11 protein-coding genes are annotated in these 13,884 nt (G+C 71.2%); 5 read left to right on the plus strand and 6 right to left on the minus strand.

Going from position 1 to position 13,884, the window contains the following annotated elements; translation table 11 throughout:
* Positions 1-14 precede the first annotated feature (14 nt).
* On the minus strand, positions 15-1,505 hold the full coding sequence (locus CHC05_RS30935) for an APC family permease (RefSeq protein WP_089254150.1): 1,491 nt from the start codon (positions 1,503-1,505) through the stop codon (positions 15-17).
* Between the two features lie 217 nt (positions 1,506-1,722).
* Between CHC05_RS30935 and CHC05_RS30940 the strand changes: the two genes are divergently transcribed.
* On the plus strand, positions 1,723-2,367 hold the full coding sequence (locus CHC05_RS30940) for a GOLPH3/VPS74 family protein (RefSeq protein ID WP_089254151.1): 645 nt from the start codon (positions 1,723-1,725) through the stop codon (positions 2,365-2,367).
* 56 nt (positions 2,368-2,423) lie between these two features.
* Here the strand turns inward: CHC05_RS30940 and CHC05_RS30945 are convergent, their stop codons facing one another.
* The 5 genes from CHC05_RS30945 to CHC05_RS30965 are packed head-to-tail and all read right to left on the minus strand — an operon-like array spanning position 2,424 to position 9,382.
* Complete coding sequence (locus tag CHC05_RS30945; protein ID WP_089254152.1) at positions 2,424-4,313, minus strand: primary-amine oxidase; 1,890 nt, start codon at positions 4,311-4,313, stop codon at positions 2,424-2,426.
* Positions 4,314-4,371: 58 nt separating this feature from the next.
* On the minus strand, positions 4,372-6,474 hold the full coding sequence (locus CHC05_RS30950) for a xanthine dehydrogenase family protein molybdopterin-binding subunit (RefSeq protein ID WP_089254153.1): 2,103 nt from the start codon (positions 6,472-6,474) through the stop codon (positions 4,372-4,374).
* Positions 6,471-7,448, minus strand: coding sequence for an FAD binding domain-containing protein (locus CHC05_RS30955; RefSeq protein WP_089254154.1), 978 nt, complete (start codon positions 7,446-7,448; stop codon positions 6,471-6,473). The genes CHC05_RS30950 and CHC05_RS30955 overlap by 4 nt, the downstream gene beginning before the upstream one ends.
* Positions 7,441-7,950, minus strand: a complete 510-nt coding sequence (locus CHC05_RS30960; RefSeq protein WP_218824735.1) for a 2Fe-2S iron-sulfur cluster-binding protein — start codon at positions 7,948-7,950, stop codon at positions 7,441-7,443. The genes CHC05_RS30955 and CHC05_RS30960 overlap by 8 nt, the downstream gene beginning before the upstream one ends.
* A gap of 58 nt (positions 7,951-8,008) precedes the next feature.
* Positions 8,009-9,382: a CBM96 family carbohydrate-binding protein gene (locus CHC05_RS30965; RefSeq protein ID WP_089254156.1), complete on the minus strand. Its 1,374-nt coding sequence runs from the start codon at positions 9,380-9,382 to the stop codon at positions 8,009-8,011.
* A gap of 120 nt (positions 9,383-9,502) precedes the next feature.
* On the opposite strand from CHC05_RS30965, the gene CHC05_RS43175 reads away from it, so the two are divergent.
* From CHC05_RS43175 to CHC05_RS30985, 4 genes are read left to right on the plus strand one after another with little or no spacing between them, the layout of a single operon-like run.
* Positions 9,503-10,741 (plus strand): MFS transporter, encoded by a 1,239-nt coding sequence (locus tag CHC05_RS43175; protein ID WP_089254194.1) that lies wholly within the window; start codon positions 9,503-9,505, stop codon positions 10,739-10,741.
* Positions 10,738-11,736, plus strand: a complete 999-nt coding sequence (locus tag CHC05_RS30975; protein WP_245871297.1) for a TolB family protein — start codon at positions 10,738-10,740, stop codon at positions 11,734-11,736. The genes CHC05_RS43175 and CHC05_RS30975 overlap by 4 nt, the downstream gene beginning before the upstream one ends.
* Positions 11,737-11,747: 11 nt before the next feature.
* Positions 11,748-12,446, plus strand: coding sequence for a phosphatase PAP2 family protein (locus CHC05_RS30980; RefSeq protein ID WP_089254158.1), 699 nt, complete (start codon positions 11,748-11,750; stop codon positions 12,444-12,446).
* 42 nt (positions 12,447-12,488) lie between these two features.
* The gene (locus CHC05_RS30985) at positions 12,489-13,688 is read left to right on the plus strand and encodes an MFS transporter (RefSeq protein WP_089254159.1); all 1,200 of its coding nucleotides are present in this window, start codon (positions 12,489-12,491) and stop codon (positions 13,686-13,688) included.
* Positions 13,689-13,884: the final 196 nt, after the last annotated feature.

Genomic DNA, 13,884 nt, shown 5'->3' on the forward strand with positions numbered 1-13,884 from the left:
GTTCCGCTACGTACTCAGTGGACCGGCACGTAGTCCGAGTCGGACTTGCCCGACTCGTCCGCGGTCAGCGGCTGGCCGACCGTGCGGCCGATGCCCTCGTAGACCTCGGGCCGCGACGACTTGAGCACCGCGCCCCAGATGATGCCGATCAGCGCCGCCGCGCCGATCAGGCCGGGGAGCAGATAGCGCAGGTACGACGGGTTGGTCGGCGCGAGCAGGCTGTTGAAGTTGACCACCAGGGTGATCAGCAGCGCGCCGAGCAGGATCGTCGCCGCGACCGGCGCGACCGTGCCCTGCCACAGGGACTCGTCGCCACGGCGGACCCGGAAGTAGCCGACCACCGCGGCCGAGGTGGACGCCATGAGCAGCACGACGCCGACCGCGGACACGCCCGAGAGCCAGGTGAACAGGTCGAGCAGCGGGTCCTTGCCGGCGGCGATGAAGCCGACCAGCACGATGATCGCGATGACGGTCTGGGTCAGCGAGCCGGCGATGGGTGCCATCGTCCGGCGGCTGGTGCGGCCCAGGAACTGCGGCAGCACCCGCTCACGGCCGAGCGCGAACAGGTAGCGCGCCACTCCATTGTGGAACGAGAGCAGAGCGGCGAACACGCTGGTGAAGAACAGCACGACGGCGATGTCGGCGATCGTGCCGTTGGTGTGCTCGGCCAGCGTGCCGAAGACGACACCCGGGCCCGCCTCGGTGGCGGCCTGCTGCACGTTGTCGGGGCCGACGGCCACGGTCATCGCCCACGCCGAGATGGCGTAGAACAGGCCCGTGAACAGCACGGCGAGGAAGGTGGCCCGGGCGACCGTGTGGCGCGGGTCCTTGACCTCTTCGCTGTAGATGGCGCCGGACTCGAAGCCCGTGAACGCCGCGATACCCAGTGCGAACACCGCGCCGACGCCGCCGGCGAACAGGTTGCCGAAGTCCCAGCCGGCCATCGAGATGCTGCCACCGGCCGGGTTGCCCAGGCCGACGATGTCGAACACCGCGGTGGCGATGATCTCGAGGATCAGCAGGACGGCGAGGACGGTCGCGTTGAGGTCGACGCGCAGCATGCCGAGGATGCCGATGAGCACCCAGGCCATCAGCGCCCAGACCCACCACTTCTGCGTGATGTCGAACTTGGTCGACATGAAGTCGGCGAAGATGAAGCCGAAGAGGCCGTACAGGCCGACCTGGATCGCGTTGTACGCGGTCAGCGCGACGAACGAGCCGCCGACGCCCGCGGGGCGGCCGATGCCCTGCGCGATGTAGGAGTAGAACGCGCCGGCGTTGGCGACGTGCCGGCTCATCGCCGCGTAGCCCACGGCGAAGATGCCCAGGATCACCGCGAGCACCAGGAAGGACAGCGGGACGCCCTTGGAGCCGGTGACGGCGAAGGTCGTGGTGACACCACCGCCGAGGACGGTCAGTGGCGCCGACGCCGCCACCACAAAGAAGAACAGGTGTACTACGCCAAGCCGTCGCCTGGCGAGAGTTCCTGCGAGCTGTTCGGACACGGAGGGGTTCCTCGATTCAGAGGGTCTTTGATCGGTTTCGCGACGCCCGATCGTACGACCACCCCGGTTCGCACTCAAGACTGTGGAGGGTGCTTATCGAAGGATCACAACAGTTGAATGCTACTCAAGATCGGCGTACAGTTTGCCCCGCACAAAATCGGCGCTCTCTTCCGGCTGCCGGTGATCCCATCGACTCTTCGACACCCCGCCTGAGGTTATGAGCGACTTAGGGCTTGCCGACGAACTTTTCATGGTCGGACACAACGAATACACCGGCAAGACCGTCATCAACGACGAGATGCTGGACGCCGGCCTGGCCGGTGCCGCCCTCGCGGAATTGATCCTCCAGAGAAGGGTGAGCGTCGTCGCCGGCAAGGTGGCCGTCGACGATCCCCGCCCGTGGGGCGACCCGGTCACCGATGTCGTGCTGCGCGAGATCCACAGCAGAGGGAGCGAGTTCGTTCCCCGGGCCTGGGTCGAGCACCTGCGCGGCAACGTCGGCGAGGTGGTCGCACAGCGCGTCGTCGCCGCGGGGATGATCCGTCGCGACGAGCAGCGCTCTGGGCTGTCCAGGAAGCTTACTGTGCGTTACCCCGCGGTCAACGCACTGACGGCGACCCGGCCCCTGGTGCGACTGTCCTACTACCTGCAGCGACCGGCCCAGATCGACGCGCAGACGGCCACGCTGGCGGCCCTGGTCAAGGCGACTGGCCTCGAACAACGCATCATGCTCGAGTGGACGCGGCAGGAGGTCAGCGACGCCATCACGGCGATCGTCGTCCGGTTGCCCGCTCCGCTCCGCGACACCATCCAAGGGGTCGAAGGCGCGGTTGCCGCCATGGCGGTCATCACTCGGCGTTAAACTAACAAATTGTTTCGGGGGTGCGACCGCACGGCGGACGCACCCCCGAAATGGTGTTAATGGCAGTGCTTAGCCGTGCTGGCCGGCACGTCCAGAGTGGGGTTCCGGTCGAAGAATCCGCTCGGTTTCAACGAGAATCCACAGCGGTCGACGGGCATCACGGGCCAGTCCTCGACCCGCGGGAAATGCGTGCTGCCGAATGTGTGCCACACCACGATGTCCTCGCCGTCGATCGACGCGTCGTCGGCGACGAACTGCGGCAGCCCGGCTCCACCCGGGTGCTGGTTGACGTGGTTGCCGGCCGGGTAGCGCTCGTCGGCGTCGTACCGGGTGACCCAGAGGTGCTTCGTGGCGAACGTCGCGCGGCGGGCGATCGACGAGCTGTCGTCGGCCAGCAACGCCGGCTGGCCCTCGGGACGCAGCACGTACGAGACCGGCTGCCCGAGGCGGTTCGTCCTATCCGGGTTGGAGATCCGCCACACCCGACCGACGCTGTTGTCGGCGCTGCGCGCACCCTGCGCCTCGCTGGTCAGCCGGGTCGCGGTGCGGGTGAACGCGTTGCCGTAAGGATTCGCCTCGCCGACCGGGACCCGCCGCACGTCGAGCTCGTCGACGGCGTTGCCGACCCCGTCGAGCATCATGTCGAGCCGCGCGCTGAACAGGTGCTGGTGGTACGGGGCGCCCAGGCCCGGCGCGATCTCAGTGGCGTACTCGGAACCCTCGGCGTACGACGAGGTGAACACCACGCCGGTCGCCTTGACCTCCATCTCGACGGTGCCGTCGAGGTAGAGGTACCAGAAGAAGCCGTAGTCGTAGTTGCCGACCGTGGCCCAGTACGAGATCACCAGCCGGCGCTGGCGACGCGTCTCGGCCGCCTCGGTGAACAGGTCGGAGTGCTTCCACAGCACCCCGAAGTCCTCCTCGTGCAGGCAGATCGCGTTATTGATCTCACGTGGGTTGCCCTCGCCGTCGGCGAGGACCGCGTCGAAGTAGTAGATCTCACCGAGACAGTCGCAGCCGAGCACGAGCGAGTTGGCCTGCTGGCCGAGCAGGTACTCCCCCGCGTCGAAGTAGTTCTGCCAGAACCGCACCGGGCTCGGGTCGGCGTACGGGACCACCATCTCGGCGATCGAGGCGCGGTAGATCAGCGGGCGGTCCTGGATGGAGAGCTGGTGCAGCACCAGGCCCTCGCGCGGGTCGAAGCCGACCCGGAACTTCCAGCCCTCCCAGGTCACCTCGTCGCCGTCGACCTGGAAGCTGGCGCCGTCGGGCTGGGTGATCTCCAACGCGCGCAGGGTCGTGCGGGGCGGACCGGTGTACGCCGGGTCGTCGTAGTTGCCCTCCTCCTGCGGCACGGGCAGCAGGGCGTGGTCGACGAGCTGGACGACCTTCTTCTCGATCAGGTCGACGTACGCGACGACGCCGTCGATCGGGTGCGCCCAGCAGTGGTCCTCGGGCCGGTTGGCCACGAACGACAGCACCCGCAGCAGGCGCTTGCCGCTCTCGCCCTCGATGTCGAAGTCGCCGGCGGACAGCGGGCACGGCCGGACGAGGTCGAAGTCGGTGATGCCGCGGCGCTCGATCGCGGCGCGCCAGGCCGCGTCGCCCTTGACGATCTCGTCGACCGAGATGAACTCGTCGAGCAGGATCGGGGGCTGGCCGTCGACGGCCGGGTCGAGGTCGACCACCTCGTCGACCTCGCCGCGGGTCACGGACACGACCGCCGACCGCACCGCGCCGGTGGCCACGTCGAGCAGCAGCGCGCGTACGCGCCGGTCGACGGGCTCGCCGGGCTGCCAGGCGAGCACCGCTGGTTTCGTTGGCTCTTCCAGAGCCAGGGTGGCGAACCGGGTGGTGGGGCTGAGCAGGTCGTTCTTCTGGAAGAGCGTGCGTGCGGCATCGATCTCGGCGGCGCTGAGCCGCTCTAGCGGATGACCGGCGGTCATCGGATCACCTCGTCGAAAGGGGGGTTACGACGATCGTCAAGCTAATCCGAGGATTGATTCACTGTCCACTGGTGATCGTGCGGGCCGGGCCGATCGGCAGCTCCCGCTGACGGACGCCGGTCGCGTGCCAGACGGCGTTGGCGATCGCGGCGGGCACGCCCACGATGCCGATCTCGCCCAGGCCCTTGACACCCGAGGGGTTGAGCTCGTCGTCGGGGTCGTCGACGAACGCGACGTCGAGCTCGCCCACGTCGGCGTTGGTCGCCACGTGGTAGTCGGCCAGGTTGTGGTTGACGAAGTCGCCGAACCGGGCGTCCATGATGGACTCCTCCAGCAGCGCGCAGGACAGTCCCATGGTCATGCCACCGATGAGCTGGGACCGCGCGGTGAGCGGGTTGACCACCCGGCCGACGGCGTACACGCCGGTGAGCCTGGGCACCCGCACCTCGCCGGTCGCGGCGTCGACGGCGACCTCGGCGAAGTGCGCGCCGAAGGCGTAGCGGGCGAATGCCCCCAGAGCTCTTAGCGCCTCGGTGGAGTCGTACGTGCTGGTCAACCCCTCGGGCGGCAGCCGCTCTCCGGAGGCCAGCCGGTGGGCGAGGTCGCGACAGGCGGTCACCACGGGCCAGCTCCACGAGGCCGTGCCCATCGAGCCGCCGGCGACCTGGGCCCGGCCGAAGTCGCTGTCGCCGATCTCCAGGCGCACCACGCCGACCGGCACCTCCAGGGCGTCGGCGGCGAGCTGGGTCAGCACCGTGCGCGCGCCGGTGCCGATGTCGGCGGCGCCCACCCGCACCACATAGCCGCCGTCCGGGAACGCCGTGGCGTGCGCGACGGTCGGCCCGGCGCGGGCCGGATAGTGCGCGCCGGCCATCCCGGTGCCCCGCCACCAGCGTCCGTCGCGGCGCGCCGCCGGGCGCGGGTCGCGGTCGGCCCAGCCGAACCGGCGGGCGCCCTCCCGCAGGCACTCGGCCAGCCGCCGGCTGCTGAACGGTTCCCCGGTCGCCGGCTCGGTCGTGGCGTCGTTGCGCAGCCGCAGCTCGACGGGGTCCACCCCGCATGCCTCGGCCAGCTCGTCCATCGCCGACTCCAGCGCGAACGAGCCGGGCGCCTCCCCCGGCGCCCGCATCCAGCGCGGCGTCGGCACGTCCAGGGCCACCACCCGGTGGCTGGTGCGCAGGTTGTCGGCCGCGTACATCACCCGTGAGTACGACGCGCTCTGCTCGGTGAACTCGAGCAGCCGGGAGGTCTGCGAGGACGCGCGGTGCTCGACCGCGACGAGCCGGCCGTCCCGGTCGGCGCCGAGCCGGATCCGCTGCGCGGTCGGGGTGCGGTAGCCGGTCAGCGGGAAGAGCTGGGGCCTGGTCATGGTGACCCGCACCGGGCGGCCGACCAGGGTCGCGGCCATCACCGCGAGCACCGCGTCCGGCCGGGTCAGGCCCTTGGCGCCGAAGCCGCCGCCGACGTGCTCGGAGACCACCCGCACGACGCCCGGGTCGAAGCCGAAGAGCTTGGTCAGGGTACGGGCCATCCCGTACGCGTGCTGGGTCGAGTCGTAGACGGTGAGCCGCCCGTCCGCCCAGACCGCGGTGCCGGAGTGCGGCTCCATCGGGTTGTTGTGTTGGGGCGGCGTGCGGTACTCGTGGTCGACCACCACCGCGGCGCCGGCGAGGGCGGCCTCGACGTCACCCTTGTCCGTCACCGTCGGCAGCCGCGGGTTGACGTGGTCCGGCTCGTAGAGGCGCGGATGGTCGGCGCGGAACGCCGCGTCGTGCGGCTCGGGGAGGTAGTCGACGGCCGTGCGCTCCGCGGCCTCCCGGGCCCGCTCCGGCGTGTCGGCGATGACCAGCGCGACCGGGTCACCGCGATGGGCCACCCGGTCGTCCTGGAACAGCAACAGCGTGGCGTCGCCGGCGTCGGTCAGCCGTGGCGCGTTGTGCTGGTGCAGGACGGCCAGCACGCCCGGCATGGCGAGGGTGGCCGCCACGTCGAGGCCGAGCACCCGGCCGCGCGGGATGGTGGCCGGCACGACCCAGCCGTACACGAGGCCGGGCAGCGGGATGTCGGCGGCGTAGCGCGCCCGCCCGGTCACCTTGTCGAGACCCTCGACGCGGGTCAGCGGATGCCCGACCGACGGTGCGGCCTGCCAGGTGCGGGTCATCGGGCGAGTTCCGTCAGCACGGCGACGACCAGGTCCCGGACCAAGGGCACCTTGTACGCGTTGTCACGCAGCGGCCGGGCGGCGTCGAGCTCGGCGATCGCGGCGGCCTCGAACGCCGCCGCCGTGGCCGGGCCGCCGCGCAGCTCACGCTCCGCGATCCGGGCGCGCCACGGGTGCGAGGCGACCGCACCCAGGGCGATCCGGACGTCGCTGACCAGGCCGTCGCGCACGACCAGCACGGCGGCCACCGCCGCGATCGCGAACGCGTACGACGCCCGCTCCCGCACTTTGCGGTAGGTGGTCCGCGCATCGGGCGGCAGCGGCGGCAGCGCGACCCCGGTGATCAGCGCGCCGTCCCGGATCGTCAGCTCCAGGTCGGGCCGGTCACCGACGGGCCGGTAGAGGTCCTCGAGGGGAAGCTCGTGCGGCCCGGCCAGGTCCTGCACGTCGATCCGGGCGTCCAGGGCGGCCAGCGCGACCGCCAGGTCCGACGGGTGGGTCGCGACACAGTGGTCGGACGCGCCCAGGATGGCCAGGTTGTGGTGCTCGCCCTCGATCGCGGGGCACCCGGAGCCGGGCATCCGCTTGTTGCACGGCTTGGTCGGGTCGGTGAAGTAGCCGCAGCGGGTGCGCTGCACCAGGTTGCCGCCGGTGGTGGCCACGTTGCGCAGCTGGCCCGAGGCGCCGTTGAGGACAGCCTGGCTGAGCACCGGATAGCGGTCGCGGACCAGCGGGTGCGCGGCCAGGTCGCTGTTGCGCACCAGGGCACCGATCCGCAGCAGGTCGCCGTCCTCGGTGACCTCGTCCAGCGGCAGTCCCGTCACGTCGACCAGCAGCTCCGGCCGCTCGATGCCGAGCTTCATCAGGTCGACCAGGTTGGTGCCGCCGCCCAGGTAACGGGCGCCCGGGTTGTCGGCGACCAGCGAGACCGCGGCGTCCACGTCGCGGGCCCGGGCGTAGGCGAACTCACGCACCGGCCACCTCGCGGATGGCCGCGACGATGTTTGGGTACGCGGCGCAGCGGCACAGGTTGCCCGACATCCGCTCGCGGATCTCGGCGTCGTCCGGGTGCACCGGTCCGGTGGTGACCGCGCTGGGCCAGCCCTCGGCGAGCTCGTCCAGCATGCCGATCGCCGAGCAGATCTGCCCCGGCGTGCAGTAGCCGCACTGGAAGGCGTCGTGCGCCAGGAACGCGGCCTGCATCGGGTGCGGCTCGTCGTCCTCGAGGCCCTCGACGGTGGTCACCTCGCGGCCGTCGACCGCGACGGCGAGGAGCAGGCACGAGTTGGCGCGGCGGCCGTCGACCAGCACCGTGCAGGCGCCGCACTGACCGTGGTCGCAGCCCTTCTTGGTGCCCGTGTGGTCGAGCCGGTCCCGGAGGAGGTCGAGCAGCGTGGTGCGGTTGTCGACCGTCAGCTCCTGTGGCGCCCCGTTGAGCATGAGGCGCACGGTGCTGGACAGCTCCGGACCAGGCATGGCATTTCTGACCATACCCGCCGCGCTGGCTGCGCGGCGGGCACTCTTGCGTGGAGGGTCAGTGGCAGGAGCCGGTGCCGCTGTCGTTGTAGGTCTTGCCCGACTGCGGCACGAACTGCCAGTCGTACGAGTTGCTGTGCAGCGTGAACTTGAGAACGCCGAAGGTGTCGCTGTTGCGGGCCTGGCTGTTGGGCTGGATCGTGCCGAAGCCGTAGTGGTCGGCGCCGCCCATGCCGGCCACGAAGGACCGCAGGCCGCGGGAGTTGTCCAGGCCACCGCTCGGGTTCATCGGCGCGAACCGCTCGTACTGGTGGTTGTGTCCCCACACGACCACGTCCGCGTTGGCGTCGTAGAGCGCCTGGTAGAGCGGGCGGGTCGCGGTCTCCGGCGCGTGGTTGGCGCCCGAGGTGAACAGCGGGTGGTGCCAGAGGGCCAGCGTGCAGGGCTTGGTGTTGGCGGCCAGGTCGCTCTTCAGCCAGGTGACCTGGGCCGAGCTCGCCGACATGCTGATGTTGGAGTTGAGCGCGACGATGTGCCAGTTGCCGAGGTTGTAGGAGTAGTAGCCCTGCCCCGACGGACCCGCCTGCGACCCGAAGTAGTTGTAGTAGCCGGTGGCGCCCGACGTGTTGTAGTCGTGGTTGCCCGGCACCGGCCGCGTCCGCGACTTGAAGGCGCCCCAGGTCGGCTGGTAGTAGCTGTTGAACTCGCTGGCGGTGCCGTTGTTGTAGACATTGTCGCCGGTGGTGAACACCGTGCCGGAGATCCCGTTGATCAGCGCCGCGGTGGCGCTGTCACCGGAGCCGGACGTGGCGATGTCGCCGGCGCCGACCAGCACCGGGTCACCGCCGGGCGGCGGCGTGGTGGTGCTGCCGGTGGTCAGCACGAGCTGGGGTGCGTCGGCGCCGCTCTCCCGCGAGTCGTAGTAGGCGCCATCGGTGCTGCTGGACGTCGCGCCGAAGCTGAACGTGCCGTTGCCCCGCACGACGCTGGTCACGTCGACCTCGTACCACCCGTTGGCGGTGACGCTGCCGATCGACCCGACGGTCGTGCCGTCGATCGCGGGCTGGTTGTTCCAGGTCGTGCCGGTCTCCGACCAGGTGGTGTTGGACATGGCCCGGAACGATCCGCCGTTGTTGCTGCCGGCGTTGCCGGAGATCGTCCGGAGCCGGAGCTTGGCGGAGCTGACCGTGCCGCTGACGCCACTCACCGAGAAGCGCAGGAACATGCGGCGGACCGGGTCGTTGTCGACGGCGATCTGGGTCGACGTGCCGTAGTTGGTCGACGCGGTGTCGGCCTGCACGTAGGTGTCGGCGGAGGGCGGGAACGTCGTGGTCGCGGCCGCTGCCGGACTGGTCGAGGTGAGTACGGCGGCGATGATGCCGCCGGCCAGGACGGTCGCCGTGGTGGCGCCGGCCAGGATACGGATGCGCATGGGCCGGGAATCTACGGTAATGGATGAACAAGATCCGGACGTCCGGGTGAACGGCGGGCGTCCGATCTGTTCACCCGAAGGCGGTTGTCCGACTCCGATCCGGCATACAGGGTGTTCGGCGTGTACCTGTCGACGATCACCCGGCCCACGGCGGCCAAGGGGCGCGGCGCGGCGTTCGTCGGCGGCAACGTCCTGGCGCTCGGCACCGTCAGCCTGGTAACCGACGTCTCGGCGGAGATGGTCACCGCCGTCCTGCCGCTCTACCTCGTCTTGGGGCTGCATCTCAGTCCGCTCGCGTACGGGGTGGTCGACGGCGTCTACACCGGAGCCACCGCGCTGTTGCGGATCGTCGGCGGCTACGTCGCCGACCGGGTGCGGGCCCGCAAGACCCTGGCCGGGTTCGGCTACGCGCTGTCCGCGGTCGCCAAGCTCGGGCTGTTGGCCGCCGGGCGCTCGCTGGCCGGGATCGGCTTCGTGGTCGCCGTCGACCGGATGGGCAAGGGCCTGCGCACGGCGCCCCGGGACGCGCTGATCACGTTGTCGACGCCGCCGTCCGAGCTGGGTCGGGCCTTCGGGGTGCACCGCACGATGGACGCCGTCGGCGCGTTCCTCGGGCCGCTGGTCGCGCTCGGGGTGCTGGCCTGGTCCGGGCAGTCGTACGACGCGGTGTTCGTGACCAGCTTCCTCGTCGCGATCCTCGGCGTGGCGGTGCTCGTGCTGTTCGTCCGGGAGCGGGATCCCCTCGCGGCTCCCCCGTCGGCCTCCCCTGTGCGGGTGCGCGAGGCGGCGGCGCTGTTGCGGTCCACCGACCTGCGCCGGCTTTTCCTGGCCGCGGCGCTGCTCGGTGTCGCGACGATCGGCGACGGCTTCGTCTACCTGATGCTCCAGCGGCGCACCGAGATCGGGCTGCTCTGGTTCCCGCTGCTGGCGGTCGGCACGAGCCTGGGCTACCTGCTGCTGGCCGCGCCGCTGGGCGTGCTGGCCGACCGGATCGGGCGACGACCGGTGCTGCTCGCCGGGTACGCCGCGCTGGCGCTGACCTACCTGCTGCTGGGCGCGCCGATCGGCGGGTGGCCGCTGCTGGTCGGGGCGCTCGCCGCGTACGGGCTGTACTACGCCGCGACCGACGGCGTGCTGATGGCGCTGGCCGGGCCGGTGCTGCCGGATGCCCTGCGGGCCACCGGGTTGGCGCTGGTGCAGACCGGGCAGGCGCTGGCGTACCTGGTCTCCTCGGTGCTGTTCGGGCTCGCCTGGGCGGCCTGGGGTCCGACCGCCGCCGTGCTGATGGCGGCCCTGGTCGCGGTCGTCGCCGGCGGGGTAACCGCCGGCCTGCTCTTCCACAAGGGACGGTTGGCGTGAGCTTGAGCGTACGGACCCGGCTGCTGGTGGTGCTGGCGGTCGCGCTGGTGCTGGCGGTGGCCGCGGTGTTCTACATCCGGGGCGCGGCGGCCCGCACCACCCCGTCGGCGCCGGCCGCATCCAAGGCGGTGACGCTCGACGCCGGGCCGGCACTGCTCACGGTGACCGATCGGCACATCGCGACCGTGTCCACGATGGACCCCGCTGGCCCGCGCACCGTCTCCTCGGTCGAGTGCGTCCGGGCGTACGCGGCCGGCGGCACCGGTGTCTGCCTGCAGCCGGCGACGCCGTGGACGTACAAGATGGTGGTCCTGGACCGGCACCTGGCGCCGGTGCGCTCCGTCGACATTCCGGGGCTGCCCAACCGGGCCCGGGTCTCGGCGTCGGGGCGGATGATCGGCTGGACGACGTTCGTCGGCGGCGACTCCTACAACAGCGGCGGCTTCTCCACCCGCACCGGCATCCTCGACACCGCGAGCGGCACGCTGGTGTCGTCGCTGGAGGAGTTCACGGCGACGCACGACGGCAGGGAGGTGCGCTCGGCCGACCGCAACTTCTGGGGCGTGACGTTCGCTCTCGACGACAACACCTTCTACGCCACGATGTCCTCGGGCGGCCACCGCCGGCTGATGAAGGGCGACTTCGCCGCGCGTACGCTCCGGTCGGTCGCCGACAACGTCGAGTGCCCGTCGCTGTCACCGGACGGGCGGCGGATCGCCTTCAAGCACGCGATCGACGGCGACCCGACTCGCGGGTGGCGGTTGTCGGTGCTCGACCTGGGCACCCTCGCCGTCACCCCGCTTGCCGAGACCGCGAGCGTCGACGACCAGCCCGCGTGGCTCGACGGGTCCACGATCGGCTACACGCTGCGCCAGGCCGACGGCCGCCCCGACGTGTTCGCGGTGCCGGCCGACGGCTCCGGGACGCCTCGGCTGCTCGTGCCCGGCGCGGAGTCGCCCGCGGCGCTGGGAGTAGCGACCGGCCCGAACGGGTAAAGCCGGTCTCCATGCGTCAGGTTCTTCTGCGAGTGCTGCTGCCGCTCGTCGCCCTGTACGGGCTGATGATCGCGCTCGGCCTGTTCGTCACGAAGGTCGCGGACGGCTGGTGGCCGTTCACGGTCGAGGACCGGGTCAACGAGTCGCTGGAAGCGGCCCGGTCCGGCCCGCTGACCGCCGGATCGCTGGTGTTCAGCACGATCGCCGACACCTGGTCGGTGATCGGCGTGTGCACGCTGGCGGTGCTGATCCTGCTGGTCACCCGCCGGCCGTGGCGCGAGCCGCTGTTCCTCGCCTGCGCGGTCGCGGCCCAGGCGGTGATCTTCTTCCTGACGACGCTGGCGATCGACCGCCACCGCCCCGCGGTCGAGCACATGGACGTCTCGCCGCCGACGTCGAGCTTCCCGTCCGGGCACACGTCGGCGGCGGCCACCCTCTACTGCGGCCTGGCCCTGCTCTTCGCGCTGCGCTCGACGAGCCGGCGGTGGGAGACGATCGTCTGGACCGTCTTCGTGCTGATCCCGGTCGGGGTGGCGCTGACCCGCCTGTACCGCGGCATGCACCACCCGAGCGACGTCATCGGCTCGTTCGTCAACGCGGCCGCCTGCCTGACGATCATGTATCACGGCATCCTGCGCTGGCGCGGCGCTCCCGCGCCGCGCCCGGCCGAGGAACGCCGGCCGGTGTCGCTGGCCAGCGTCCGGGGATAACACCGTGGCGCCTGGTGCCGGAACACGGTTCACTGTCGTGCGATGCCACCGCAGCTCTCCCCCGCCCGGGCCACGGCGACCCTGATCGCCCTCTCCCTGGCCGCGTTCGCCTACGTGACCACCGAGCTCGCGCCGGTCGGCCTGCTGACGGTGATCGCGCCCGACCTCGACCGGTCGCGGTCCGAGGTCGGGCTGCTGGTCACCGGGTACGCGTTCGTCGTCGTGCTGATGTCCCTGCCGCTGACGGGCCTCACTCGGACGATTCCGCGGCGCCGGCTGCTGGCGGTGACCTTCGTCGTCTTCGTCCTCGCCACCGCGGTGTCCGCCTTCGCCACCAGCTACTGGGTGCTGGCCGGCGCGCGGTTGGCCACGGCGGCCACGCAGGCACTGTTCTGGTCCGTTGTCGGCCCGACGGTGACCGGCCTGTTCCCGCCCGACGTGCGGGGCCGGATCGTGTCGCGGTTCGCGATCGGCCCGTCGCTCGCACCCGTGCTAGGCGTCCCGCTCGCCACCTGGGTCGGCCAGGAGGCGGGCTGGCGCACGGCGTTCGCGGTCCTGGCCGGGCTCGGCCTGGTCGCCGGTGCCGTGGTCACCGCGCTGCTCCCGTCGTTCCCGCCGGACGCCGGGGGCGCTGCCCGGGGCACCATGCCCGACGCGCGCCGCTTCCGCACGCTGCTGGTGCTGACGGCGCTCGGCATCACCGGCGCGTTCTGCGCGCAGACCTACATCACGCCGTTCCTGCTCGACGTGAGCGGCTTCCCCGAGTCGTCGCTGTCGTTGCTGCTGCTGGTCGGCGGCGTCGCGGGGGTGTGCGGCACGATCGTCATCGGCCGGTTCATCGACAGCCGGCCGGTGGCCGCGGTGACTGTGCCCCTGGCGGTCGTCGGCGTCACGCTGCTGCTCATGTACGCCCTCGGCACCGTACAGCCGGTCACGGTCGTGCTGTTCGCCGTGGCGGGTCTGGCGTTCAGCGCGTTCGCCGCGATGGTGCAGGGGCGCACGCTCCAGCTCGCGCCGGGCAACACCGACCTGGCCTCGGCCGCGTCGGGCTCCGCCTTCAACCTGGGCATCGCCGGCGGCTCGCTGCTCGGCGGCGTGCTGCTCCCGGCGGTCGGGCCGCGCCCGCTGCCCCTCGTCGGCGGCCTGCTGGTGCTGACGGCGCTGGGTGTCGCGCTGCTCGACGAGCGCCGTCACCGCACGCGGCACGATGCCGCCCGGCCGGTGCCGGTCCCAGCGGGCTGACAATCACGCGAATTGTCACCCTTACGCGTGGCCGAAACGAAGAAGAACGCTGGATCATTGCCCTCCCCTAGCCGGTGGCCGTGGAACTTCGATACCTTGTGGTCGCCGGTTTCCCTGCCGAGCATGCGCGATCTTCGGTGCATATCTGGAGGACAGGTCATTGCCCGATGGAAGCGACGGGGGCAACGCACGAAAG

Origin of the sequence: Asanoa hainanensis, from assembly GCF_900188485.1 — a bacterium.
Taxonomy (GTDB): domain Bacteria; phylum Actinomycetota; class Actinomycetes; order Mycobacteriales; family Micromonosporaceae; genus Asanoa; species Asanoa hainanensis.

Bases quoted from the DNA above. Each gene is read 5' to 3' on its own strand.
- CHC05_RS30940 (WP_089254151.1), top strand. From the start codon at position 1,723: ATGAGCGACTTAGGGCTTGCCGACGAACTTTTCATGGTCGGACACAAC.
- CHC05_RS30945 (WP_089254152.1), bottom strand. From the start codon at position 4,313: ATGACCGCCGGTCATCCGCTAGAGCGGCTCAGCGCCGCCGAGATCGAT.
- CHC05_RS30950 (WP_089254153.1), bottom strand. From the start codon at position 6,474: ATGACCCGCACCTGGCAGGCCGCACCGTCGGTCGGGCATCCGCTGACC.
- CHC05_RS30960 (WP_218824735.1), bottom strand. From the start codon at position 7,950: ATGCCTGGTCCGGAGCTGTCCAGCACCGTGCGCCTCATGCTCAACGGG.
- CHC05_RS30965 (WP_089254156.1), bottom strand. From the start codon at position 9,382: ATGCGCATCCGTATCCTGGCCGGCGCCACCACGGCGACCGTCCTGGCC.
- CHC05_RS30980 (WP_089254158.1), top strand. From the start codon at position 11,748: ATGCGTCAGGTTCTTCTGCGAGTGCTGCTGCCGCTCGTCGCCCTGTAC.
- CHC05_RS30985 (WP_089254159.1), top strand. From the start codon at position 12,489: ATGCCACCGCAGCTCTCCCCCGCCCGGGCCACGGCGACCCTGATCGCC.